Consider the following 25050-nt stretch of genomic DNA (forward strand, 5'->3'; position numbering starts at 1 on the left):
TCTCCCGGGAGCACGCGATGAAGAAGCACGGCATCATCCTGTTCGGCCACGGGGCGCGCGATCCGCGCTGGAAGGAACCGTTCGAAAGGCTCGCGGCGAAGCTGCGGGCCGCGCGTGGCGATCAGCCGGTGGCGCTGGCGTTTCTTGAACTGATGTCGCCGGATTTGCCTACGGCTGTGGCATCGCAGGTCGCGGAAGGGTGTGACTCGGTGACGGTCGTGCCGGTGTTTTTCGGGCAAGGCGGCCACGTGCGCAAGGATTTGCCGGAGATCGTCGAGAAGTGTCAGGCGGCGCATCCGGGCACGGTCATTTCGTGCGCGACGGCTGTCGGCGAGGACGATGCGGTGCTGGAGGCGGTGGCAGAGTATTGTTTGCGGGAGATGGGCCGATAGCCCCAATCGTTGGCCAACTGGCCGAATTTTCCTCAAGCCTTTTGGCAGCTATCCTTGGATATACGTTCCCGTATATCCAAGGATGCTCTTGATGAACCTGATCCTTTCCAAATGAGGCAACAGCCTCGCAGTCCGGATTCCCGCTGACTACCTGCGGCACACGGGCCTGTCCGAGGGAGACCAGGTGCAGGCCAGTCTGACGGTAGACGGTGGCATTTGCTTGCGGCCAGGTAAATGGGACCGCCGTGCGTTCGCCGAGGAACTCGCGAAAACTCGGAACGCGATGCCGATGACCGAATCGGTCATGGACGAACTTCGACGCAGGGCGCGCTACTGATGGTCTAAGTAGACACGAGCGTTCTCGTCGCGCTGTTCGTCAGAGAGCGTATGACTTCGGCCGTTTCGAACTGGTACGCGTCAGTCAAGGACGATCTGATTTCAGTAGCGTGGCGCGTCACGGAGTTCGCCGGCGCTCTGGGCATCAAGCGGCGAACCGGACAACTTACCGAAGAGCAGTCGACGTTTGCCTGGCAGAGCTTCGAACGAATGTGCGCAAGCGACCTGCAACTGACGCCAATCGAGCCGCCGGTGTTTCATCAGGCCACCCTCACGCTCGACGGGTCGACCGGACTTCGCGCCGGAGATGCGCTTCATCTTGCCACGGCACTGGATTGCAACGCCAAGACGATCGCCACGCTGGACACCGTGCTGGCAAACAACTCAAAAAGAAAAAAGATCAGGCTGGTCGATTTCTAAGCCTGTCTGCAAACAAAAAAGCGCACCGTTTCCAGTGCGCTTCTTTTTTCCGTAGGTCGATCAAACCCGAACTCAAGCCGCCGCCTGCATCCCCTTCAAATGCACCTTCGACTTTGCGGCCGCAGCCCGTTCGCGGAACGCCTCGCCGATCATCAGCAAGCTCGGCTGCGACGGGTCGAGCCACTCCTGCGCCTCGCCCAGCGCCATGCGCGCGAGCGTCAACGTGAGCGTGCGTTCACGCGGTGTGCTGCATGCCTCGACGATCGCCACCGGCGTCTCGCCCGGCCGCCCCGCGTCGATCAACTGCTGCGCGATATCCGGCGCACTGTCGCGCCCCATGTAGAACACGAGCGAGTCCGCCTTTGCCTGCTCGCGGATTTCATCGCTGTCGGCGGCGCGCGAATGTGTCGCCAGCGCGACGCTGCGCGCCACGCCACGCAAAGTCAGCGAGCGCTGCAAAGTCGCCGCGCTCGCCAGCGCCGCCGTGATTCCCGGCACCACTTCGAATTCGATGCCCGCCGCTTCCAGCGCGCGCATTTCCTCGTCGGCGCGGCCGAAGAGCATCGGATCGCCGCCCTTCAGACGCACGACGACACCATGCTCCAGCGCCGCATCGACGATCTGCTTGTTGATGAAGTGCTGGGCCGTCGAACGCTGTCCACAGCGCTTGCCGACGGCGATCCTCTTCGCATGCGGCGCGTAGTCGAGCATCGCCGGTTCGATCAGCGCGTCGTGCAGCACGACATCCGCCTGTTCGAGCAGCCGCATGCCGCGCACGGTGATGAGATCCGCCGCGCCCGGCCCCGCGCCGATCAGATAGACCTTACCCATAGCTTTCATCGTCGAACTCACGCGTTCAGCATCCTCATGCGGAAATCGCACGAATCATACCGGCCGCGACCGTGTGATGCGTCGCTTCGTCGATCAGCACGAACGCGCCGGTGCCCTGATGCGTATCGTACTCGTCCGCGACGATAGGCTTCTGCAGAGTGAGCGCCACGCGGCCGATATCGTTCATCGCGAGCGTGCTGCGGTCCACGGAATGCGACAGCGTGTGCACGTCCAGCACCTGTTTGACCGCGCCGATGCGCGCGAACACCGTGCTCGTCGTCTGCTTCAGCAGATACTTGCGCTGCGGCGAGAGCGGCTCTTCGTCGAACCAGCAGAGGTCGGCTTCGAGCTTCTTCGCCGGCTCGACCTTTTGCGACGCCGGCACGAAGGTGTCGCCGCGCGACACGTCGACGTCTTCCGTCAGGCGAATGGTGACCGTCTGGCCTGCGAACGCGCGATCCACCGGCGCCACGCCGCCCGGCACCGGCGCGATGATCTCGGCGACCGTTGCCTCGCGATTGCCCGGCAGCACGGTGAGCGCATCGCCGACGCGCACTTCGCCCGCCTCGACACGGCCCATGTAGCCGCGGAAATCGTCGGCCTGCGAGCCGTCCTGACGTGCAACCCACTGAACCGGGAAACGCAGCGCCTGATCGTTCGGCTGCGCGACGGGCAGCGATTCGAGCAGATCGAGCAGCGGCTCGCCCGCGTACCACGGCATGCGCTCGCTCGCGGACACGATGTTGTCGCCCTTCAGCGCCGACACCGGCACGAAGCGCACATCGGCAATGCCGAGCTGGCGCGCGAGAGCGACATAAGAGTCGCGAATCTCGTTGAAGCGCGCTTCGCTGTACTCGACCAGATCCATCTTGTTGATCGCGACGATCACATGCTGCAGGCCGAGCAGCTTGACGATCGCGCTGTGGCGCTTCGTCTGCGGCAGCAGTTGCGCGACGCCGTCTTCGAACGTGACGCGGGTCGCGTCGACGAGAATGATCGCGGCATGCGCCGTCGATGCGCCCGTCACCATGTTGCGCGTGTACTGCTCGTGACCCGGCGTATCGGCGATGATGAACTTGCGCTTGGCGGTCGCGAAGTAACGATACGCGACGTCGATCGTGATGCCCTGCTCGCGCTCGGCTTCGAGGCCGTCGGTCAGCAGCGAGAGGTCGATTTCATCCCCGACGGTGCGCTTGTTCTTCGCGCGCGAAATCGCCGACAGCTGGTCGGACAGCACAGCCTTGCTGTCGTAAAGCAGACGGCCGATCAGCGTGCTCTTGCCGTCATCGACGGAACCCGCGGTGATGAAGCGCAACACGCCCAGATCTTCAGCTTGATAGATGCTCATGACTCGTTTCTTCCTGTGGCGTGTTGCTTAGAAATAACCTTGCTTCTTGCGCTGTTCCATCGCGGCTTCGGACGCCTGATCGTCCATGCGCGTGGCGCCGCGCTCCGTGATTTCCGTCACGGCCGTTTCCGCGATGATCTTCTCGACGTCATCGGCATCGCTCGCGACCGGGCACGTGCAGCTGATGTCGCCAACGGTGCGGAAACGCACTTGCGCGATCTCGGCGGTTTCGCCTTCGCGCACCGGCGTGAGCGGCGTCACCGGCACGAGCAGGCCGTTGCGGCGCACGATCTCGCGGTCATGCGCGTAGTAGATGTTCGGCAATTCGAGTTTCTCGCGCGCGATGTACTGCCACACGTCGAGCTCGGTCCAGTTCGAGATCGGGAACACGCGCAGATGCTCGCCGTTGTGCAGACGCGCGTTATAGATGCTCCACAGTTCCGGGCGCTGCGCCTTCGGGTCCCACTGGCCGAATTCATCGCGGAACGAGAAGATGCGCTCTTTCGCGCGCGCCTTTTCTTCGTCGCGGCGCGCACCGCCGATCATCGCCGTGTAGCCGTATTCCTCGATGGTTTCGAGCAGCGTCACCGCTTGCGCGGCGTTGCGCGAATCGGTTTCGCGACGCAGACGCACGGTGCCCTTCTTGATCGAATCTTCCACATGACCGACCACGAGTTCCGCGCCGATTTCGGCCGCGCGGCGATCGCGGAAGTCGATCACTTCCTGGAAGTTGTGACCCGTATCGATATGCACGAGCGGGAACGGCAGCGACGTCTTGCGATTGCCGCCCAGGCCGAACGCCTTGAGCGCGAGCGCCAGCACGACGACCGAATCCTTGCCGCCCGAGAACAGCAGCGCGGGCTTGCTGCATTCCGCGACGAGTTCGCGAATGATGTGGATCGACTCGGCTTCGAGCCAATCCAGGTGATCCATGCGAGTCGCCTTGTTGACGACCGGTGCGGTGACGGTAGAGTCGAGCGTCGTGCTCATGTTCGTCGATCCTTTTCTTGGCGATCTTGCTGTGAAGACCGCGTTCAGTGACAGGGTTTTGATGCGGCGTCTTGCGCGCCTGTTAGATCGTGGAGCTCGGAGCTTCCTCAACGACCTTGATATTCGTGATGTGCAGGCCGCATTCCTTCGTATCGCGCGATTCCCACCACCAGCGGCCCGCCCGGCTATCTTCGCCGGGACGCACCGCGCGCGTACACGGCTCGCATCCGATGCTCGGATAACCGCGCGCATGCAGCGGATTCACCGGCACGTCGAGCGCCTTCAGGTAGTCCCACACATCGGTCTCGGTCCAGTCCGCGAGCGGATTGAACTTCGCGATGTTGCGCGGTTCGTCGTGCTCTTCCTCGTGCAGTTCGGCGCGCGTCACCGACTGCTCGCGACGCTGGCCCGTGACCCACGCGGAAACATCCGACAGCGCGCGGTTCAGCGGCTCGACCTTGCGGATATGGCAGCAGCTCTTGCGCAAATCAATGCTTTCGTAGAACGCGTTGAGGCCGTGATCGCGCACGTAGACATCGACCGCGTCCTGCTGCGGATGAAACTGCTCGATGTCATAGCCGTAACGCGCTTTGACCGTATCGAGCATGCCGAGCGTTTCCGCGTGCAGGCGGCCCGTGTTCAGCGAAAAAATGCCGATCTTCACGCCGCGCGAAAGAATGGCGTGCGTGAGCACCATGTCTTCGGCGGCGAGGCTGCTGGCTAGCTTGACGTTCTGGTGACGCGCCGCGATCGAATCGAGCAGCGCATCCAGGCGTTCAACCTTGGCTTGCAATTCAGGGGTCATGCTTCAGGCTCCGAGAGCTGCGATCAATGCCGCGCGACGGCGGAACAGCGGTTCCAGATTGTCGGTCGCGCCCTGATACAGCTCGGTGAACTCGGTGAAGGCGTTGAGCGCGTCGTTGATGTCCTTGTCCGCGCGCACGGCGAACGCGTCGAAGCCGCAACGCGCATGGAACGCGACCTGATCGCGCAGCACGTCGCCGATCGCGCGCAACTCGCCCGTCCACTGGTAACGCTCACGCAGCAGACGGCCGATGGAGAAGCCACGGCCATCGCGGAACACGGGGAAATCCACCGCGATCACGGCGATCTGCGCGAAGTCCGCGACGATGTCGGCGGGCTCGTCGTCCGGCGCGAGCCACACGCCGATTTCATCCTTCGAACGCGATGCGACGATCGCCGCCTTGTGCTCCTTCCACAGCGCGAACGGCACGATGATCTTGCCGGCGGGAAGCGCTTCGACTGCGGGCAGCGCGCCGTCTTCGGCGGCACGCACAACGGTGAAACTGTCTTCGACCACCGCGCGGTTCTTGATAATCAACGTCATGTGCAGATCCTTAAGCGTGTGCCTGGCGCGATGCGTACACGCGCTCCTTGAACGGCGCGATGCCGATGCGGTTGAACGTCTCGATGAAGCGCTCATCCTCGGTCCGATGCTCGACGAAGGTGTCGATCACCTGCGAGATCACGTCGGGCATTTCCTCGGCCGAGAACGACGGGCCGATCACCTTGCCCAGATGCGCGCCGGTTTCGCCCGAGCTCTGCTCGCCGCCGAGCGTCACCTGATACCACTCCGAGCCGTCCTTATCGACGCCCAGAATGCCGATGTTGCCCACGTGGTGATGACCGCACGCGTTGATGCAGCCCGAGATGTTCAGCGACATGTCGCCCAGGTCGTACACGTAGTCGAGATCGTTGAAGCGGTCCTGAATGGCGAGCGCGATCGGAATCGACTTCGCATTCGCGAGCGAGCAGAAATCGCCGCCCGGGCACGCGATGATGTCCGTCAGCAAGCCGATGTTCGCCGTCGCGAAACCGAGCGCCTTCGCGCGTTCCCACACGGTGTACAGATCGTGCTTCTTCACGTTCGCGAGAATCAGGTTCTGCTCGTGCGATACGCGGATTTCGCCGAACGAGAATTCGTCGGCCATCGTGGCGACGTCGTCCATCTGCTGGTCGGTGGCGTCGCCCGGCGCGATATGGCGCTGTTTGAGCGACAACGTGACCGCCGCGTAGCCCGGCACCTTGTGCGGGCGCACGTTGCGCTCGACCCAGCGCGCGAACTGCTTGTTCTCGATCAGATGCTTTTCATACGACGCATCCGTGTCCGCGAGCTTCTCGTAGACGGGCGGCGCGAAGAACTTCGACACGCGATCGACTTCTTCCTGCGTGATCGTCGACGGGCCGTCCTTCAGGTGCTGCCATTCTTCCTCGACCTGCTTCGAGAACTTCTCGGCCGACAGCGCCTTCACCAGAATCTTGATGCGCGCCTTGTACATGTTGTCGCGGCGGCCGTAGCGGTTGTATACGCGCAGCACGGCTTCGCAATAGGTGATGAGGTGTTGCCACGGCAGATCGCGCTTGATGATCGCGCCGACGATCGGCGTACGGCCGAGACCGCCGCCCGCGAGAATGTCCATCACGAGCTCGCCCTGGGCGTTCTTCTTCAGATACACGCCCATATCGTGGATCTGCACGGCCGCGCGGTCTTCCGCCGAGCCGTTCACCGCGATCTTGAACTTGCGCGGCAGCCACGCGAATTCCGGATGGAACGTCGACCATTGACGCAGGATTTCGGCCCACGGACGCGGATCGACGACTTCGTCGGGCGCGACGCCCGCGAACTGGTCCGCCGTGATGTTGCGAATGCAGTTACCCGACGTCTGGATCGCGTGCATCTGCACCGAGGCGAGCTTGCGCAGGATTTCCGGCGTCTCTTCGAGCTCGACCCAGTTGAACTGGATATTGGTGCGCGTCGAAAAGTGGCCGTAGTTGCGGTCGTGCTCGCGGGCGATCGTGGCGAGCATGCGGAGCTGGTCGCTGCGCAGGTTGCCGTACGGAATCGCGATGCGGTGCATATACGCGTGACGCTGATAGTAGAGGCCGTTCTGCAGACGCAGCGGACGGAATTCCTCTTCGCTCAATTCGCCCGACAGACGGCGGCGGACCTGGTCAGCGTACTGCGCGACACGTTCGTCGACGATGCGTTGGTCGATCTGATCGTATTGGTACATTCGGGGGCCCCAAGTTCTTGTCAAAAGCGCTGCGTCCTAGGTTACGCAGCGCGTCTCATCCAATCGAATATCCATTGATTCACTGCCGCGCGAGCCGTTCAGACGGATCGCTCATTTGCTTATGACAGGTGGAGATATGGATATTGGAAAAATTGGACTGATAGTAAAGAACCTGCTATATATTGCAAACGACTGAAAAATTACTTTGATATGCGGCTGGGTTATAAATGAATCTGCATCAGTTCCGCTTCGTGCGCGAGGCCGTCCGGCAGAACTTCAACCTGACGGAAGCCGCGAAGGCGCTGTATACGTCGCAGCCCGGTGTGTCCAAGGCGATCATTGAGCTGGAGGACGAACTGGGCGTCGAAATCTTCACGCGGCACGGGAAACGCGTGAGGTCGCTCACCGAGCCGGGGCGGATCATCCTCGCGTCGGTCGAGAAAATATTGCAGGAAGTGGAGAGCCTTAAGCGCGTCGGTAAAGATTACGCGGCGCAGGATCAGGGCAATCTGGTGATCGCCGCGACACACACGCAGGCGCGTTATTCTCTGCCCGCCGCCATCGCGGAGTTCAAGAAGCGCTTTCCCAAGGTCCACCTTTCGATTCTGCAAGGCAGCCCGACACAGGTCGCCGAGATGGTGATCCACGATCAGGCGGATATCGCCATCGCGACCGAGGCGATCGCCAACTACAAGGAACTGGTGTCGCTGCCCTGCTTCCAGTGGCAACATCTGGCCGTCATGCTGCCGGATCATCCGCTGCTGGAACGCAAGACGCTCACGCTCGACGATCTCGCGCAGTACCCGATCATCACCTACGAGGCGTCGTTCGCCGGGCGCAGCAAGATCAATCAGGCCTTCGGATTGCGCAATCTGACTCCGGATATCGTGCTCGAAGCGATCGATGCGGACGTCATCAAGACTTACGTCGAACTGGGGCTCGGCGTCGGGATCATGGCGGATATCGCTTTCAATCCGGAGCGCGACCGTCATCTGCGCGCGATGCCGGTCGGACATCTGTTCGGCACCAACGTCACGCGGCTCGCCCTCAAGCAAGGCGCGTATCTGCGCAGCTATGTGTACACGCTCGTCGAGTTGCTGTCGCCGTCGCTGAACCGCAAGCTGATCGAACAGGCGCTGTCGGGCGAGCACGAAAGCTACGAGCTTTGAATCGCGGCATCAAGCGGTGGCCGCGCGCTGCCGAAAATAACGAATACCTTTCCCTTGGAGACCTTCCGATGACGTTGTCGAAGTTCACGCGCCGGCTCCTGGCCGGCGTTGTCTTGTCCGCAATCGCCGCCGCCGCGCACGCGCAACTGAAAGTAGGCATCGATCTGTCCAGCACGGGGCCGGCCGCCGCGATCGGCATTACCAGCAAGAACGCGATGCTGATGTGGCCGAAGACGATCGCCGGCCAGAACGCGGAGTACATCATCCTCGACGACGGCTCGGACCCGGGCGCGGCCGTGCGCAATATCCGCAAGCTCATCAGCGAAGATCACGTCGATGTGATCGTCGGGCCGAACATCACGCCGGCGGCGCTCGCGGCGCTCGATCCCGTCGCCGAATCCGAAACGCCGATGATCACGCTGATCGGCTCGGCTTCCGTGGTCGAGCCGCAGGAAGGCAAGAAAGTGTGGGCGTTCAAGATGGCCCAGACCGACCGCGCCATGGCCGACGTGATGACGCGTTACATGGCGAATCACGGCATCAAGACGGTTGGATTCATCGGTTTCGCGGACAGCTACGGAGATAGCTGGCTCAACGAATTCACCAAGTTCGCCGATTTGCGGCATATCAAAATCGTCGCGAGCGAGCGCTTCAACCGGACGGACGCGAGCGTCACCGGCCAGATCCTCAAGCTGATGTCCGCGAAGCCGGATGCGGTGCTGATCGCGGGCGCGGGCACACCGACCGTGCTGCCGCAGCGCACGCTGGTCGAGCGCGGCTACAAGGGCGCGATCTATCAGACACACGGGATTGCCACGCCGGAGTTCATCAAGCTGGGCGGCAAGGACGTCGAAGGCACGCTGTTTCCGACGCAGCCGGTGGTCGTCGCGCGCACGCTGCCGGCGGATCATCCGTCGAAAAAAACCGCGCTCGCGTTCGTGAATGCCTATGAAGAGAAGTACGGCAAGGGCAGCGTCACGCAGTTCGCGGGCGATGCAGCGGGCGTATATCCGCGTCTGCAGGACGCCGTGGCGCGCGCGCTCAAGGCGGGCAAGCCGGGCACCAAGGAGTTTCGCGTCGCGCTGCGCGCGGAGCTCGAACACGCACATGAACTCGTCGTGCCGAACGGCGTGGTGAATACCAGCGCGACGGATCACGTCGGACTGGATCAGCGTGCAAGCGTGATGGGCGTGATCAAAAACGGCGCGTTCACGTATCTGGCCCAGTAATTTCGGATTTTCCGAAAACGCCGCCGGAGTTGCTTGCCTGCGATGGCTTTTTGGGTAATAATCGCCGACTCGATTGGCTCGTTGTGACGCTGTTTCGCTACGAGCCTAATGCGAGCCCAGGTGGTGAAATTGGTAGACGCAGGGGACTCAAAATCCCCCGCCGCAAGGCGTGCCGGTTCGATTCCGGCCCTGGGCACCAGGATTCTGTGAAAAAGCCGCTTCTTCGGAGGCGGCTTTTTTGCGTTTGGAGTTTTGACTTCGCCGCATGCGTAGCGCCCTTCTGCGCCACGGCTCGGTTACGCGTCGTTGCGCCGGTCCAGCCAGGCGTCCAGCCAGGGAAAGCCGAAGTGCATGATCATGCATGCCACCAGAACGATCCAATATTCTCTGAAAAACCCGAGTACGAAGCTCAACATCTCGCCACCCTTCCCTTAAGCAACGCCAACCGCACAGAAAATATGTAGCACCCCAAAGATTCAACGAGTGGATACGGAGGCAGGATCTCCCTGACCTCTTCGCTGAACCAGCGAGGCGAAAATTCCCATATTTGCGATCAACACCGCACGCTCAAATCGCTGCCGCGGGAACACGTCAATCTCGGCCGGAAAAGCGGCTACGGTCACATTAAGGGAAATACCCGACGCCACTAGAGAAACAGGAAAGAATTCTTCCTTTCCGGGTTGCCGCAGCGCCACCCGCAGGATGTATTCGATCACGCCCAGAAATGCGGGTAGCCAGACCACCAGATATCGTGCCGTCGTTTCGAAACTGCCGAGCCTCATCGTCACCCTCTGTCGTTTGCGGTAATCGCCACTTTTCCACGCACGCACATGCGCTGACAGTCATCCAGGTGGCCAACCCGCGTCGTCTCTACCGCGCCCCTCGCGTTTCCCCTAGCCTCTTCATTGCGCGAATGTGCGCAATCGCGTATACGTGTTTCGCTGCGCGCCGCAAAAATTGGCTTCCGAACGACCAAGACCGGCACGCGGGGAATCGCGAGGATTCTCATGCGCGCGGCGCCCGCGTTTCGGGTTGCTTAGGACTTTTTTGATGCCGTGAGCCGCCCACGCGAAGGGCGACAACTCGAAGATGGGTGCGACATGAATCGACCTGAAAACTCGCTGTCGCTAGACTCAGTAATTTGCCGCCGCTGCAACGCCGTTTCCGGCGCCGGGGAAAGCACGTGTCCGTTTTGCGGCGCAGATCGCGAGGGCGCGATCTTCACCGCCCGCGCCGACACTCCGGCGCACGCCGCCAACGACGACTACGCGACGACCCCCAATCAGCTCGATGTGCGCCGCAGCAACTGGCTCACGCGGCGCGTGCGCCGCAAGATGCTGACGTCGTATCCGGGCATGGCCGAGCCCGACAATTCGGCGCCCGCGTCGCCGCGCCGGCCCGCGCGCAGCGGCATCGCGGTGCTGGTCGGCATGATGTTCGCGGTCCTCGCGGCGGGCGTGTATTTGTATGTCGATTCGGATGACGACGATCCGACCGCCGGACGACTGGCCGTCAGCGCGGCGGGCGCCGTTCGCGACGGCCCCGCATCCGCCGATACGCCCGAAACGAACGCAGTCACCGCGCGACCGTCTATCGACGAAAAGCGGCTTGGGTCCGAGGCCGCGGTCGCGGCAGGTCCGGCGACCGAACCCGCGCCGCTCGTCAGGCGCGACGGACGTGCATCCCAGACGCCCCGTGTGGTCGCGGCAAGCGGACCAGTAATTGCCGCGATCGCGTCGCCGGGCGTTTCGGTCGCGGGTATCGTGCCGTCGATCGCGCCGGCAGCGCCGGTGGTGTCAGTGGCGCCCGCGAACAAAAACGCGGCCACGTCGGCGGCAAAACCATCGACGGCAAGAGGCATCGACTCCGCGACGCAAACAGCCGCCCCGCTCGACAAACCCAACGCGAGCACGACTCAAGCGGCGGCAGGCAAAGAAAAACCCGGCATGCGCAACATCGCCTCCCTCCAGCAGGCGCTCGCCAGCCACGATCTCGCGTCGGCGCGCCGCCAGATGCGCGGGCTCTCCGCGAGCGAGCGGCGCAGTCCGGAAATTGAGCGCTTCGCGGCCGATCTGTCCCGCCAGGAGCGCGAGCGCGACCGCGCGATCGCCACCTCACATGCATGCGCCGCGAGCAGAGACCCGGCATGCGCCGTACGCAACGCCCGCCGCGCGGTTGCGCTCGACCCGAAGAATGCGCAGGCACAGGCCAGCCTGCGACACGCCCTCGCCGTCCAGGCGCAGAGCAATGCCGAATACTTCCGGCAAGCCGGCGCGATCCCGAAGCCCGTCGTCCCGGCTATGACCTTCGACGGCCGCTGGAGCGCGGCCCCGAAGCACGCCGGGTCATCGAGCGCACAGAACGACGCGGCGCGCGGTACGTTCTTCGGCTGGGGCGTGCCCACGACATCGAAGGGACGAGGCGACGCGCACTGACGGCCTGCGCAACGAACGCGCCGCGGAAGAACGGAATAAGGCTCCACGCGCATTCGTTTAAAGGTGACGAACGAACTGACGGCACGCCGCTGCCGAAGGAGTCACCATCATGCAAACCAGATTGTGGAGCCGCGTCCTCGCGTGCGCCGCCGTGGTCGCGACCTTGACGGGCATCGCCTCGTGCGGCGGTTCGAGCGACAACAACATGCCTTCGGCGACGCGCTTCAAGATGACGGTCGTCGTCTCCGATGGCGCCGTCGCCGCGCCGCACACCGACGCCAATCTCAAGAACGGCTGGGGCGTCGCGTTCAATCCGAACGGCTTCGCCTGGGTCGCCGACAACGGCACGCAGAAGGCCACGCTCTACGATGGCAACGGCGTCGTTCAGTCGCTCGTCGTGGCGATTCCGCCGACCGCGAACGGCACGGCGGATCCGACCGGGATCGTCTTCAATAAAGGACCGGATCTCGTGGTCGCCCGCAACGGAAAGTCGGGCGTCGCGGCGTTCGTCTTCGCGGGCGAAGGCGGCTCGATCACCGCGTGGGCGCCGGCCGTCGACACGAACAATGCATTCACCGTCGTCGATTCGAGCGCGTCGGGCGCCGTCTACAAGGGACTCGCGATCGCGGCGACCGCGTCGGGCGCGCATCGCCTGTACGCGACCGACTTCCACAACAACAAGGTCGATGTCTTCGACGGCAGCTTCACGAAAATCGCCGTGCCCGGCGGCTTCAGGGACACGCAGATTCCCGTGGGCTTCGCGCCTTTCGGCATTCAGGCGATCGGCTCGAAAATCTTCGTCACTTATGCGAAGCAGGACAGCGACGCCCACGACGACGTGGCCGGCGCGGGCCTGGGTTTCATCGACGTGTTCGACATCGACGGCAACCTGATGCAGCGTTTCGCCGCGAACGGCGCGCTCAACGCGCCGTGGGGCATGGCGCAGGCGCCAGCGAACTTCGGCACCTTCAGCAACGACATCCTCGTCGGCAATTTCGGCGACGGCACCATCAACGCGTTCGATCCGAACAGCGGCGCGCTCGTCGGCCAGTTGGCTAACACGAACGGCATGCCTCTCGTGCAGCAGGGGCTGTGGGGCATCGCGTTCGGCAACGACCTGGACGCGCAGCCCTCGAACACGCTGTTCTTCGCCGCCGGGCCGAACGACGAGGCCAATGGCGTATACGGGCGCATCGACATGCAATGAAACGCGCGCGCTTTTTCCCTGGGCGATGACGCCGGCACACGGACGCGCATCGCCATTCCGGGCGTCGTCCGCATCGCGGGCGGCGCTTTTTTGCCGTCGGCGACGGATGGATGCGGGCCGAAAGCGCGCCTTGCTAGAATGCGCGCTTCAACTCAGCTCATCCGATGGACCTCGAAACCCTCCTCTTCTCCCAAGGCTTCGGGTCGCGCCGCCAGTGCCGCGGCATCGTGGCCGAGGGCCGCGTGCGTATCGGTGGCGCCGTGCATGACGATCCGCGCGCCAGTCTCCCCGTCGCGGCCGGTCTCGAATTCGAAGTCGACGATCACGCCTGGACATATCGCGAAAAGGCCTATATTGCCCTCAACAAGCCCGCGGGCTACGAGTGCTCGCGCGATCCGCAGCATCATCTGAGCATCTTCCATCTGTTGCCGCCGCAACTGGCCGAGCGCGGCGTGCAGGCCGTCGGCCGGCTCGATCAGGACACGACCGGCCTCTTGCTGCTCTCCGACGACGGCGCGTTCGTGCACGCGTTCACGTCGCCGAAGCGCAAGGTGCCGAAGGTGTATCTCGCGACCGTGCGTCACGCGCTCGACGACGAGCAGCTCACGAAGCTGCGCGAAGGCGTGCTCCTGCACGGAGAGACCAGACCGAGCGCCGCGCTCGCGGCCGTGCGGCGCGACGAGCGGCTGCTCGAGCTCACCGTGCTCGAAGGCAAATATCATCAGGTGAAGCGGATGGTCGCGGCGGCGGGAAACCGCGTGGAGAAACTGCATCGCGAGCGGGTCGGCGGTTATGCTTTGCCGGATACGCTCGCGGAAGGCGCGTGGAGCTGGCTCGAAGAAGCCGATCTCGCCGCGCTGCGCGCGAAGCCGGGCTAGACGCCGCCAGTTGGCAGATTCACCGTTGCACCGGGCGTGCAGCCGTTGTCGATCGATCTACTTCGAAGGTTGAGGACATCATGCACATCCCGGCGCGACGGCGGTTCATTTCTCTGGCGCTCGTCATGGGCGCGGGGGCGGCGGGATTCATCACCTCGCGCGCGGATACGCCGGACGGCAATCCCGGCGACAAGCGCGCCGACGGCCTCGCCTACGGCGACACGCCCCGTCAAAGGCTCGACGTCTATGCGCCCGATGGATCGTCCGCCGCCGCGCGGCCCGTCGTGGTCTATCTGTACGGCGGAAGCTGGCAAGGCGGCCAGCGCAGGGATTCGCGCGGCGTCGGGCAGGCGCTTGCCAGCCGCGGCATCGTGACGATCGCGCCGGACTATCGCCTGTATCCCGAAACCGTCTTTCCCGGCTTCGTCGACGATACCGCGGCCGCCGTGCGCTGGACGCGCGACCACGCGCGCGCGTTTGGCGGCGACCCGCAGCGCATCAGCGTGATGGGGCATTCGGCCGGCGCGCATATCGCGGCGCTGGTGGCGTCCGATCCGCGCTATCTGGCGGCGCACGGCATGTCGAAACACGACCTGCGCGGGATGATCGGCCTGGCCGGCCCGTATGTCGCGCTTCCGCCCGACGAGCCGCACATCGGGGATATCTTCCCGGCGGCGCTGCGCAGGCAGGCGTTGCCCATCGACGTGATTTCGGGCAACGAACCGCCGATGCTGCTCGCCACCGGCACCGCGGACACCGTCGTCGATCCGGAGAACAGCGTGCGTTTCGCCACCGCGTTGCGCGAGCACGACGACACGGTCGAACTGAAGCAATACGCCGGCTGCACCCACGACAAGATCGTCGACGCGATAGCCGCACCACAGGGCGCGGCATGGCCTGTCCTCGACGACGTCATCGCTTTCATCGAAGCGCATTAAACATGCAAATCGGTACATGCCCCTAAGCGCGGGCGCTGCGACGCAGCATGCCTTCCCGGTTCCGCACTCATATACTGATCTGACGGATACCAAAAATGACGATCAAAAAAGCAGGAGGGCATCATGGTCTCCCACTCGGTTGCCGCGCTGATCACGTCTGTAGCGCTCGGCGCTGTCCTCATCGGGGCGTTGGCTGTTGTCATGCACGTACGCCACAAATATTCGCCGAACCTCATCGGCGCGTTGATCGGCGCGCTGATGTGCTTCGTCCTGCTGGAAACGATTCCGGCGCTGATCTAGCGCTGCGCGTTCTCGCGCAGGAAATCGTCGACGCTCGGATAACGCAGCGCGTAGCGCAGCTCGCGCTTGAGCCGCGCGTTGGAAAGCCGTCGCGATTCGCCCATGAACGAGAGCGTGATGGGTTCCAGCCGCGCCTGCGCTTCCTGCCGCGAGATGCGCGGCACGCGCGGCATGCCGTACGCGTCCGCCACGCGGTCGAAGTAATCCGCCATGCGCAAATCCGTGTCGTCCGATGCGTTCGTTACGCGCTGCGGCCGGCCGCGCGCGAGCGTGCAAATGAGAATCGCGGCGAGATCGTCGGCGTGGATGTGATTGGTGTAGACATCGTCAGCGTCGACGAGCGCCGGCATTGCCCGCTCGATGCGCGCGAGCGGCAGACGGTTGCCCGCATAAATGCCCGGAATCCGCACGACCGACACGCGCCAGCCGCTTTCCGCGCCCGCCCTGCGCAACTGCCGCTCCGCCGAGACGCGCCGCCGCGCGCGCTCGTTTTCCGGACGCGCGGGCCGCGTCTCGTCGATCCAGGCGCCGCCGCAATCGCCGTAGACGCCCGTCGTACTCGCGTAGACGAAGCGCAGGCCGGGGCGAAAGCTCTCCGGGCGAAGGCTGGTCGAAAAAGGGCCGTCGGGTACAATAAAAGACGTTTTCGCGAACGAACTCGAACGCGATCCCGGTCGGCGCAAAGGCACGCTGGACGCGTTTCGAAACTCGTGACGCACGCGCAGATCGGCGGCCCGCATGTAACCGCGCGCGAAGCGCTGCGCCATGACAGGCGTTTGCGCCGGACGCGCCGCCGAACGATACCGCGCACGCAACGTGCTGATGAGCGCACGTGTACGCGTATCGGCGGCGCCGTCGCGGGGCGGCGGCGCGAGATGCAGCACGGTCCGCGCGATGCCCGCCAGGCGCTTCAGGCTTCGGCGTGCGTCGAGATCGCCGGGAATCGGCATCGCGCCCGCCGCGCGCAATTCACCGGCGCGCGCAGGATGATGCGTGAGCGCGATCACGCGGGGCGCCGCGGCGCGCGCTTGAAGAAGCGGCAGCGCGCGCATGCCGACATCGCCGCATCCGACGATAAGCACGCGCGCGCGGCGAAGTTTTCGAGTGGCGATCATCCGGGCATTTTATCCGCCGCATCGCAAACCTCGCTGAAGAACACCGAGACACACAACTCACCCCATTGCACGACATCGATCTATGGCTTTTAACGTAATGCTCCGGCAAAGCGGCCGGCAGTTTCAAGTGGAACCCGACGAACCCGTGCTGAGCGCGGCGCTGCGTCAGGGCATCGGTCTGCCGTACGGCTGCAAGAACGGCGCGTGCGGTTCCTGCAAGGGGACCGTCGTCAGCGGCGAAATCGAGCAGGCGCCGCATTCGTCGTCGGCCTTGTCGAACGATGAGAAAACCCGCGGCCTCGCCCTCTTTTGCTGCGCGACCGCGCAGACCGATCTCGAAATCGACGTGCGCGAAGTCGCGGGCGCAGGCGACGTGCAGGTGAAGAAGCTGCCGTGTCGCGTGAACGCGCTCGAACGCCGCGCCGACGACGTCATCGAGCTCAGACTGCAACTGCCCGCCAACGAGCGCCTGCAATATTACGCGGGGCAGTACATCGAATTCATCCTGAAGGACGGCAAGCGCCGCAGCTATTCGATGGCAAGCCCGCCGCATCACGAAGGCCCGCTCGAACTGCATATCCGCCACATGCCGGGCGGCACGTTCACGGATCACGTGTTCGGTGCGATGAAGGAGCGCGACATCCTGCGCTTCGAAGGTCCGCTCGGCACGTTCTTTCTGCGCGATGAATCGGACAAGCCGATTGTCTTGCTCGCATCGGGCACGGGTTTCGCGCCGATCAAGGCGATCATCGAACATGCGGTGTTCAAGAATCTGAATCGCCCGATGACGCTCTACTGGGGCGGCCGCCGCAAGAAGGATCTCTACATGATGGAACTCGCCGAGCAATGGGCGCGCGAGATCCCGAACTTCAAGTTCGTGCCGGTGCTCTCCGAGCCCGACGCTGACGACGCCTGGACCGGACGCACGGGCTTCGTTCATCGTGCTGTCATCGAAGATCTGCCAGACTTGAGCGAATATCAGGTGTATGCGTGCGGCGCCCCGGTCATGGTGGAGTCCGCGCAGCGCGATTTCACGCAGCATCATCGCCTGCCGGACGACGAGTTCTACGCGGATTCGTTCACCAGCGCGGCGGATCTCGCGCATCCCGTCTGACGTTGCGCACAACCTGCACGCGGACAAAAAATCCGCGTGCACGGTTTACAGGCAGGAACGTCATAACGTATCCTTCGCGAATGATCAGAATCCTGAACGCACTTCGACGTCGCCGCTCGCCGCTTCCCTAGGGATGCCGCTGGCTCGTCACGCATTTGCGCTTACGGTTCGGTTGTTTCGAAGCGTACGAAATGAAGCCACGGAACTCCGTGGCTTTTTGTTTTTTCCGCACCACTTTCCTCTTTTGCCTTCGTGGAGCCCGCTGTCATGAATTTCAATGAGTACCCCGTTGATTCGCTGATGTACATCACGAACCGTCCCGAGATCGTGTTTACGCATGGCAAGGGTTCCTGGCTCTACGACAACACGGGCAAGCGCTATCTCGACTTCATCCAGGGCTGGGCCGTCAATTCGCTCGGCCACTGCAACGAAGGCATGATCGAGGCGATGGAAAAGCAGGCGCGCACGCTGATCAACCCGTCGCCCGCGTTCTACAACGCGCCGATGGCGCAGCTCGCGGGCCTGCTCACCGCGAACAGCTGCTTCGACAAGGTGTTCTTCGCCAACAGCGGCGCGGAAGCGAACGAAGGCGCGATCAAGCTCGCGCGCAAGTGGGGCAAGAAGTTCAGGAACGGCGCGTACGAGATCATCACCTTCGATCACAGCTTTCATGGCCGCACCATCGCGACGATGTCCGCGAGCGGCAAGGCCGGCTGGGACACGATCTACGCGCCGCAAGTGCCGGGCTTTCCGAAGGCCGATCTGAACGACATCGCTTCGGTCGAGAAACTCATCAACGAGAAGACCGTCGGCGTGATGCTCGAGCCGATTCAGGGCGAAGGCGGCGTGATTCCGGCGACGCGCGAGTTCATGCAGCAACTGCGCGAGCTGACGAAGAAGCACAACCTGCTTCTGATCGTCGATGAAGTGCAGAGTGGTTGCGGCCGCGCGGGAACGCTCTTCGCGTACGAGCTCTCGGGCGTGGAGCCGGACATCATGACGCTCGGCAAGGGCATCGGCGGCGGCGTGCCGCTGGCGGCGCTGCTTTCGAAGGCGGATGTCGCGTGCTTCGAGGCGGGCGATCAGGGCGGCACCTACAACGGCAATCCCCTGATGACGGCGGCAGGCCACTCGGTGATTTCGCAACTCGTCGCGCCCGGCTTCCTCGAAAGCGTGCGCGAGAAAGGCGAGTATCTGAAGCAGGAATTGCTCAAGCTTTCCACCGAGCGCGGCTTCAAGGGCGAGCGCGGCGAAGGCCTGCTGCGCGCACTGCTGCTCGACAGCGACAAGGGTCCGCAGATCGTCGAAAAGGCGCGTCTGATGCAACCGGACGGCCTGCTGCTCAACGCGGCGCGCCCGAACCTGCTGCGTTTCATGCCCGCGCTCAACGTCACGAAGGACGAGATCGACCAGATGATGGCGATGCTGCGCTCGGTGCTCGATTCGCTGTGATCATCCGCACCTTCGACGCAGGCGATCGCGATGCCGTGATCGCCCTGTGGCGCGATGTGTTTCCGGAGTACGCGGACGTGTCGCGTCCGCAGCGCGACCCGGCGTTGTCGATCGCCAACAAGATGAAGATGCAGCCGGAGCTGTTCTTCGTCGGCTCGCTCGACGGTGAAGTGATCGGCACAGTCATGGCGGGCTACGACGGCCATCGCGGCTGGGTCTATTCGCTGGCCGTCACGCCGACGCTGCGCGGACGCGGCTTCGGAAGCGCGCTGATGCGGCATGCGGAAGCCGCGTTGGCGAAGCTCGGGTGCCCGAAGGTAAACTTGCAGATCATGTCGTTCAAGACCGATTTGCGGGGGTTCTACGAGAAGCTGGGTTATCGAATGGATGAAGTCGTGAGCCTCGGCAAGCGGCTTCAATAAAAAAAACCGGCTGTCGCATGACAGCCGGCTTTTGCTTTCAAGCAACGAGCGAAGCTTATTCGCCCAGATACGCCGCCCTCACCTTCGGATCATCCAGCATGGTTTTCGCGTCGCCGGTCATCGTGACCGTGCCCGAATCCATCACGTAACCGCGATTCGCCGCCTGCAACGCCAGACGCGCGTTCTGCTCGACCAGCAGCACGGTCAGACCTTCCTTCGAAATCTCGCGCACCACTTCGAAGATCTTCTCGACCATGATCGGCGAGAGACCCATCGACGGCTCATCGAGCAACAGGAGCTTCGGACGCGAGAGCAGCGCGCGCGCCATCGCGAGCATCTGCTGCTCACCACCCGAGAGCGTGCCCGCGTATTGCGACGCACGTTCCTTCAGACGCGGGAAGAAGCCGAACATGCGCTCGGTGTCCTTCTGAATCTCTGCAGTGTCATTGCGCAGATACGCGCCCATCTGCATGTTCTCGAGAATCGACATGCGCGCGAAGATGCCGCGACCTTCCGGCACCATCGCGAGGCCGCGCTTGAGCAACTCGTGCGTCGGCACGCCCTTGATCGACTGGCCCATGTACTCGATATCGCCTCCCGAGTACGGCTTGAGGCCCGTGATGGCCTTCATCGTCGTGGTCTTGCCCGCGCCGTTCGCGCCGATCAGCGTAACCAGTTCGCCCTGACCCACTTCCAGATCGACACCCTTCACCGCCTGGATGCCGCCGTAGTTCACCTGCAGACCCTTGACCTTCAACATCGCGCTTGTGGTCGCCATTTAGTGCACCCCCGCACCCAGATATGCCTCGATCACCTTCGGGTCCTTCTGCACGTCCTGTGGCAGACCTTCGGCGATCACCTTGCCGTAATCGAGCACCGTCATGCGGTTGCACAATCCCATCACGAGTTTCACGTCGTGTTCGATCAGAAGAATCGTCTTGCCGTCCGAGCGGATCTTGTCGAGCAGACGCGTCAGTTCGACCTTCTCCGTCGCGTTCATGCCGGCGGCCGGTTCGTCGAGCGCGAGCAGCTTCGGATCGGTCGCCAATGCGCGCGCGATTTCCAGACGGCGCTGGTGGCCGTACGACAGGTTGCGTGACGTGTAGTCCGCGTACTGCAGAACGCCGACGTATTCGAGCAGCTCGAGCGCGCGCTCCTTGATTTCCTTCTCTTCACGACGTTCCGCCGGCGTCTGGAACACCGCACCGATCAGACCGTGCTTGGTCCGCACGTGACGCCCGACCATCACGTTCTCCAGCGCAGTCATGCCGCCGAACAGACGGATGTTCTGGAAGGTGCGCGCGATGCCCGCCTTCGCCACCTGATACACGGCGGTCGGCGTGTACGCCTGACCATCGAGCTTGAACTCGCCCGAGTCCGGCGTGTAGAGACCGGTGATCACGTTGAAGAACGTCGTCTTGCCGGCGCCGTTCGGGCCAATCAGACCGTAGATCGTGCCTTCCTGGATTTCGAGACCCACATCCGACAGAGCCTGAAGACCGCCGAAGCGCTTGTTGACGCCCTTGACGGAAAGTCGCGTTTGTTTATCGCTCATGTTCTATTCCCCCGCTCTCAAGCGCGCACCGGCTTCTTGCCGCTGCGCTTCGCGATCTTCGCGATCTTGTCTTCGTGTTTCGCGGCCGGCCACAGACCTTCCGAGCGATACAGCATGATCAGGACCATCGCCAGACCGTACAGCAACTGACGGATGACTTCGGTATCGACGATCTGATGGCCGAAGATGGCGTTCTGCAGCGGACCCATCGTCGAACGCAGGAATTCGGGGAACACGGCGAGCAGCACCGCGCCGAGAATCACGCCGGGGATGTGGCCCATGCCGCCCAGCACCACGCACGCCAGCACGACGATCGATTCCCAGAAGGTGAACGATTCCGGCGACACGAAGCCCTGGAACGCACCGAACATCGCGCCCGACAGACCGCCGAACGACGCGCCCATCGCGAACGCCAGCAGCTTCACGTTACGGGTGTTGATGCCCATCGCCTTCGCGGCGATTTCGTCTTCGCGGATCGCGGCCCACGCGCGGCCGATGCGCGAGTGCTGCAGACGCGTACAGACCCAGATCACGAACAGCGCGCACAGCACGAACAGGTAGTAGTACAGGTACACCGACGGAAACTTGAAGCCGAGAAACTCGTGCGTCTGCGCGAGGCTGAAGTCGCCGACATGCACCGGAGAGATGCCCGTGATGCCCTTCGGACCGTTCGTGATGTTGATCGGACGATCGAGGTTGTTCATGAAGATCCGGACGATTTCCCCGAAGCCCAACGTCACGATCGCAAGATAGTCGCCGCGCAGACGCAGCGTCGGTGCGCCGAGCAGCACGCCGAAGGTCGCCGCGAGCGCCATCGCGATCGGCACGATGATGAAGAACGGGAAGTGAAGTCCGTTCGGCGCGAGCGCCGCGATCCATTCGAACTGGGTCGAAAGCTGCGGCGACGACAGCAGCGCCGCCGTGTACGCGCCCACCGCGTAGAACGCGATGTAGCCCAGGTCGAGCAGGCCGGCGAAGCCGACCACGACATTGAGGCCGAGCGCGAGCATCACATACAGCATCGCGAAGTCGAGCACGCGGACCCAGTAGTTGCCGCCCGCGGCGCCGATCACCATCGGTGCGGCAATGACGAACACGGCGGTGAGAATGCCCACGACGAGCGTTTTCGTCATGTTCTTCTCGGGGATGAGCGTCGTGGACGGCTCAATCGGTTGAATCGAAGTCATTTTTATGAGCTCCTCACACGAGGTTTAAGCGCGGTCCGCGACACGTTCGCCGAGCAGACCCGACGGACGGAACACGAGCACGATGATCAGCACGATGAAGGCGAACACGTCCTGGTAGTTGGACCCGAAGACGCCGCCCGTCAGGTTGCCGATGTAACCGGCGCCCAACTGTTCGATGAGACCGAGCAGCACACCGCCGACCATCGCGCCGCCCAGGTTGCCGATACCGCCCAGCACCGCCGCCGTGAACGCCTTCAGGCCGGGAATGAAGCCCATGTAGAAGTGCGCGTTGCCGTATTCGGAGGCGATCATCACGCCCGCCAGTGCCGCCAGCGCCGAGCCGATCATGAAGGTCGCGGAAATCACGAAGTTCGGATTCACGCCCATCAGCGAGGCGTTGGCCGGGTTCTCGGCGATGGCGCGCATCGCGCGGCCGAGCTTGGTCTTGTGCACGAGGAGCAGCAGGCCCGCCATCACGATGAACGCAACGACGATGATCACGATTTCGGTCATCGAAATCACGGCGCCCGGACGGGTTTCGTCGGCGGCGATCACGTTGATCGGATCGGTCGGCAGAAGCTGCGGGAACGCGAGCGGATTGCGGCCCCAGATCATCATCGCGATGGTCTGCAGGAGAATTGACACGCCGATCGCGGTGATCAGCGGGGCCAGACGCGGCGCCTTTCGCAGCGGCCGGTACGCGACTTTTTCGATCGTGTAACCGACGATCGCGCAGACGATCGCGGCGACGATCAGCGCAATCGTCAGCATGATCGGTCCGGGCAGGCCGGGCGCATGGTTCTGCATGACGCCGATGGCCGAGAGCGCAACCATGGCGCCCACCATCAGCACGTCGCCGTGCGCGAAGTTGATGATGCCGAGAATGCCGTACACCATCGTATAGCCCAGTGCGATGATGGCGTAGACGCTGCCAAGCACCAGACCGTTGATGATCTGCTGGATGAAAATATCCATTTAAAGCTCCTTAGCCCCGTGCGATTCGATAACGCTTTTATCACCGGCCGATAAACCGGTGTGAAGCGAAATCTGAAGCGGCACTGCGCGTACTTTTTAAAAAACCGGTAAAGGTTGAGCGCCGATCGTCCGCCCGCGGCCGGATGAGGCTGCGGGCGTCTCACGGACGGATACGAAAACGGCGCCGCCGGATAGCTGGCGCCGCCAGACTGCCTACTGCTTGACGACGTCGAGCACGTCCTTCTTCTTGTCCTTGAAGTCGTACAGCGTAATCGTCCCTGCCTTCAGGTCGCCATGGTCGTCGAATGCGATATGCCCCGTCAGACCGTTGTAGTCGGTCGTGGCGATCGCAGCCAGTACCTTGGACGCCTCAATGGAGTTCGCACGCTTCATCGCATCGACGATCACGTACATTGCGTCATACGCGAACGGCGCATAGATCTGCACCGGCGCATGAAAGCGCGCTTCGTACTTCTTCTCGAAGTCCGCGCCCTTGTCCATCTTCGACAGCGCGAGTCCCGCCTCCGAGCAGACGATGTTCTGAACCGCGTCGCCGGCTAGTTCGGCCAACTCGTCGGTGCAGACGCCGTCGCCCGCCAGGATCTTCGCCTTGATGCCGAGCGCCGCCGCTTCCTTCGCGAACGGCCCGCCCGTCACGTCCATGCCGCCGTACATGACGACGTCCGGCTGGACACGCCTGATCTTCGTGAGGATCGCCTTGAAATTGCGAGCCTTCTCGGTGGTCTGTTCCCGGGCGATGAGCTTCACACCGCCGGCCTGCATCGTTTTCGTGAATTCGTCGGCCAGGCCCCGCCCATAGGCGGTCGAGTCGTCCACCACCACCACTTTCTTCGCGTGCAGCGTCTTGATCGCGTAGCCGGCCAGCACCGGGCCTTGCAGCGCGTCTGTCGCCACGACGCGGAAGGTCGTCTTGTAACCTTGCTGCGTGTAGGCCGGATTCGTCGTCGACGGCGAAATTTCGGCGATGCCCGCATCGCTGTAAATCTTCGACGCCGGAATCGAGACGCCCGAGTTCATGTGGCCGATCACCGCGACCACGTGGTCATCGACGAGCTTCTGAGCCACTTCCTCGCCGGTGCGCGGGTCGGCTGCATCGTCCTGGCTGTCGAGTTCGAGACGGATGGAACGTCCGTCGATCGTCAAGCCCTGCGCGCTGATTTCTTCGAGCGCGAGACGCGCGCCGTTTTCGTTGTCGCGGCCGAGATGCGCCTGCAAGCCCGTCAAAGGCGCGGCATGTCCGATTTTCACGACCGTTGCTTCACTCGCCGCCGGCGCAGGCGCAGAGGCAGCCGGCGCAGCAGCGGAACTCGCCGCCGATGCCGCCGTGCTCGCCCCGCCCTCGTCCTTCTTGCCGCATGCGGTTGCCATTGCAACCGCTGCCGCGATGGATACGGCGTGAGCAAACTTGAATCGCATCAAATAGGTCTCCTGCGCCTATAAAAACTGTCGTCGTGAATGCTTCTGGCCTCAAGACGGGCGCATTGTAACGCTAAATATGAGACGGGCAATATTCTTGCGTGACGGGGTTTTCCAGCATTGCAACCGCGATTTTCAAGCCATTTTCCGGCACAGGCGCAACCAGGTTGCGATCCGATTTTGTGCAGCAGTTGCACCATAACCGCGACAGGTTCAATTGGTCGAATTAGAACGCTTACGTTTGCTTATTGGAATTACGGGGAAACCCTGAAGCTTTTAGAAGAA

24 protein-coding genes, 1 tRNA gene and 2 pseudogenes are annotated in these 25050 nt (G+C 63.1%); 14 read left to right on the forward strand and 13 right to left on the reverse strand.

The window, feature by feature from the left end; all coding sequences use genetic code 11:
* Positions 1-17 precede the first annotated feature (17 nt).
* From AWB79_RS08365 to AWB79_RS08370, 3 genes and pseudogenes are all read left to right on the forward strand, one after another.
* Positions 18-392 (forward strand): sirohydrochlorin chelatase, encoded by a 375-nt coding sequence (locus tag AWB79_RS08365; protein ID WP_061166900.1) that lies wholly within the window; start codon positions 18-20, stop codon positions 390-392.
* Between the two features lie 127 nt (positions 393-519).
* Positions 520-729, forward strand: a pseudogene (locus tag AWB79_RS38090) (AbrB/MazE/SpoVT family DNA-binding domain-containing protein); the annotation flags it as partial.
* A gap of 20 nt (positions 730-749) precedes the next feature.
* Positions 750-1148, forward strand: a pseudogene (locus tag AWB79_RS08370) (type II toxin-antitoxin system VapC family toxin); the annotation flags it as partial.
* A gap of 72 nt (positions 1149-1220) precedes the next feature.
* On the opposite strand, the gene cobA reads toward AWB79_RS08370, so the two are convergent.
* The 6 genes from cobA to AWB79_RS08400 form a co-directional block, all read right to left on the reverse strand.
* The gene (gene cobA / locus AWB79_RS08375) at positions 1221-1979 is read right to left on the reverse strand and encodes a uroporphyrinogen-III C-methyltransferase (RefSeq protein ID WP_061166901.1); all 759 of its coding nucleotides are present in this window, start codon (positions 1977-1979) and stop codon (positions 1221-1223) included.
* A gap of 34 nt (positions 1980-2013) precedes the next feature.
* Positions 2014-3327, reverse strand: a complete 1314-nt coding sequence (locus AWB79_RS08380; protein WP_061166902.1) for a sulfate adenylyltransferase subunit 1 — start codon at positions 3325-3327, stop codon at positions 2014-2016.
* Positions 3328-3354: 27 nt separating this feature from the next.
* Positions 3355-4317, reverse strand: a complete 963-nt coding sequence (gene cysD, locus AWB79_RS08385; RefSeq protein WP_061166903.1) for a sulfate adenylyltransferase subunit CysD — start codon at positions 4315-4317, stop codon at positions 3355-3357.
* 82 nt (positions 4318-4399) lie between these two features.
* Complete coding sequence (locus AWB79_RS08390) at positions 4400-5122, reverse strand: phosphoadenylyl-sulfate reductase (RefSeq protein ID WP_061166904.1); 723 nt, start codon at positions 5120-5122, stop codon at positions 4400-4402.
* A 3-nt stretch (positions 5123-5125) separates the two neighbouring features.
* On the reverse strand, positions 5126-5665 hold the full coding sequence (locus tag AWB79_RS08395; RefSeq protein WP_061166905.1) for a DUF934 domain-containing protein: 540 nt from the start codon (positions 5663-5665) through the stop codon (positions 5126-5128).
* 10 nt (positions 5666-5675) lie between these two features.
* Positions 5676-7352 carry a nitrite/sulfite reductase gene (locus tag AWB79_RS08400; protein WP_061166906.1) on the reverse strand — a complete coding sequence of 559 codons (1677 nt, stop codon included), beginning with the start codon at positions 7350-7352 and terminating at the stop codon, positions 5676-5678.
* Positions 7353-7579: 227 nt separating this feature from the next.
* Between AWB79_RS08400 and AWB79_RS08405 the strand changes: the two genes are divergently transcribed.
* The 3 genes from AWB79_RS08405 to AWB79_RS08415 all read left to right on the forward strand — a co-directional run bounded on the left by AWB79_RS08405 (position 7580) and on the right by AWB79_RS08415 (position 9949).
* Positions 7580-8521: a CysB family HTH-type transcriptional regulator gene (locus AWB79_RS08405; protein ID WP_061166907.1), complete on the forward strand. Its 942-nt coding sequence runs from the start codon at positions 7580-7582 to the stop codon at positions 8519-8521.
* A gap of 68 nt (positions 8522-8589) precedes the next feature.
* A complete protein-coding gene (locus AWB79_RS08410; protein ID WP_061166908.1) occupies positions 8590-9750 on the forward strand; it encodes an ABC transporter substrate-binding protein in 1161 nt (386 codons plus the stop codon).
* Between the two features lie 114 nt (positions 9751-9864).
* Positions 9865-9949: transfer RNA gene (locus AWB79_RS08415), tRNA-Leu, on the forward strand.
* A gap of 277 nt (positions 9950-10226) precedes the next feature.
* On the opposite strand, the gene AWB79_RS08420 is transcribed toward AWB79_RS08415, so the two are convergent.
* Positions 10227-10532 carry a hypothetical protein gene (locus AWB79_RS08420; protein ID WP_232470843.1) on the reverse strand — a complete coding sequence of 102 codons (306 nt, stop codon included), beginning with the start codon at positions 10530-10532 and terminating at the stop codon, positions 10227-10229.
* Positions 10533-10850: 318 nt separating this feature from the next.
* Between AWB79_RS08420 and AWB79_RS08425 the strand changes: the two genes are divergently transcribed.
* The 5 genes from AWB79_RS08425 to AWB79_RS40025 all read left to right on the forward strand — a co-directional run bounded on the left by AWB79_RS08425 (position 10851) and on the right by AWB79_RS40025 (position 15508).
* Positions 10851-12185, forward strand: coding sequence for a hypothetical protein (locus AWB79_RS08425; protein ID WP_061166910.1), 1335 nt, complete (start codon positions 10851-10853; stop codon positions 12183-12185).
* A gap of 109 nt (positions 12186-12294) precedes the next feature.
* Positions 12295-13392 carry a TIGR03118 family protein gene (locus AWB79_RS08430; RefSeq protein ID WP_061166911.1) on the forward strand — a complete coding sequence of 366 codons (1098 nt, stop codon included), beginning with the start codon at positions 12295-12297 and terminating at the stop codon, positions 13390-13392.
* A 164-nt stretch (positions 13393-13556) separates the two neighbouring features.
* A complete protein-coding gene (locus AWB79_RS08435) occupies positions 13557-14270 on the forward strand; it encodes a pseudouridine synthase (protein ID WP_061166912.1) in 714 nt (237 codons plus the stop codon).
* An 80-nt stretch (positions 14271-14350) separates the two neighbouring features.
* Positions 14351-15208, forward strand: coding sequence for an alpha/beta hydrolase (locus AWB79_RS08440; protein WP_061166913.1), 858 nt, complete (start codon positions 14351-14353; stop codon positions 15206-15208).
* A 123-nt stretch (positions 15209-15331) separates the two neighbouring features.
* Entirely contained in the window at positions 15332-15508 is a 177-nt protein-coding gene (locus AWB79_RS40025; protein WP_198398990.1) for a hypothetical protein, read from the forward strand.
* Here AWB79_RS40025 and AWB79_RS08445 read toward each other — a convergent pair.
* Complete coding sequence (locus tag AWB79_RS08445) at positions 15505-16623, reverse strand: NAD-dependent epimerase/dehydratase family protein (protein WP_061166914.1); 1119 nt, start codon at positions 16621-16623, stop codon at positions 15505-15507. The genes AWB79_RS40025 and AWB79_RS08445 overlap by 4 nt on opposite strands.
* A gap of 82 nt (positions 16624-16705) precedes the next feature.
* Between AWB79_RS08445 and AWB79_RS08450 the strand changes: the two genes are divergently transcribed.
* The 3 genes from AWB79_RS08450 to AWB79_RS08460 all read left to right on the forward strand — a co-directional run bounded on the left by AWB79_RS08450 (position 16706) and on the right by AWB79_RS08460 (position 19611).
* Complete coding sequence (locus AWB79_RS08450; RefSeq protein ID WP_061166915.1) at positions 16706-17737, forward strand: CDP-6-deoxy-delta-3,4-glucoseen reductase; 1032 nt, start codon at positions 16706-16708, stop codon at positions 17735-17737.
* A gap of 267 nt (positions 17738-18004) precedes the next feature.
* Complete coding sequence (locus AWB79_RS08455) at positions 18005-19189, forward strand: acetylornithine transaminase (RefSeq protein WP_061166916.1); 1185 nt, start codon at positions 18005-18007, stop codon at positions 19187-19189.
* Complete coding sequence (locus AWB79_RS08460; protein WP_061166917.1) at positions 19186-19611, forward strand: GNAT family acetyltransferase; 426 nt, start codon at positions 19186-19188, stop codon at positions 19609-19611. Before AWB79_RS08455 ends, AWB79_RS08460 begins: the two co-directional genes overlap by 4 nt.
* A 55-nt stretch (positions 19612-19666) precedes the next feature.
* Here the strand turns inward: AWB79_RS08460 and AWB79_RS08465 are convergent, their stop codons facing one another.
* From AWB79_RS08465 to AWB79_RS08485, 5 genes are all read right to left on the reverse strand, one after another.
* Positions 19667-20371: an ABC transporter ATP-binding protein gene (locus AWB79_RS08465; RefSeq protein ID WP_096031145.1), complete on the reverse strand. Its 705-nt coding sequence runs from the start codon at positions 20369-20371 to the stop codon at positions 19667-19669.
* Positions 20372-20389: 18 nt separating this feature from the next.
* Entirely contained in the window at positions 20390-21166 is a 777-nt protein-coding gene (locus tag AWB79_RS08470; RefSeq protein WP_061166919.1) for an ABC transporter ATP-binding protein, read from the reverse strand.
* A gap of 17 nt (positions 21167-21183) precedes the next feature.
* Positions 21184-22353 carry an ABC transporter permease subunit gene (locus AWB79_RS08475; RefSeq protein WP_061166920.1) on the reverse strand — a complete coding sequence of 390 codons (1170 nt, stop codon included), beginning with the start codon at positions 22351-22353 and terminating at the stop codon, positions 21184-21186.
* 24 nt (positions 22354-22377) lie between these two features.
* Positions 22378-23328 (reverse strand): branched-chain amino acid ABC transporter permease, encoded by a 951-nt coding sequence (locus AWB79_RS08480; protein WP_061166921.1) that lies wholly within the window; start codon positions 23326-23328, stop codon positions 22378-22380.
* A 213-nt stretch (positions 23329-23541) separates the two neighbouring features.
* Complete coding sequence (locus AWB79_RS08485) at positions 23542-24765, reverse strand: branched-chain amino acid ABC transporter substrate-binding protein (protein WP_061166922.1); 1224 nt, start codon at positions 24763-24765, stop codon at positions 23542-23544.
* Positions 24766-25050 lie beyond the last annotated feature (285 nt).

This window comes from Caballeronia hypogeia (assembly GCF_001544875.2).
GTDB classification, from domain to species: domain Bacteria; phylum Pseudomonadota; class Gammaproteobacteria; order Burkholderiales; family Burkholderiaceae; genus Caballeronia; species Caballeronia hypogeia.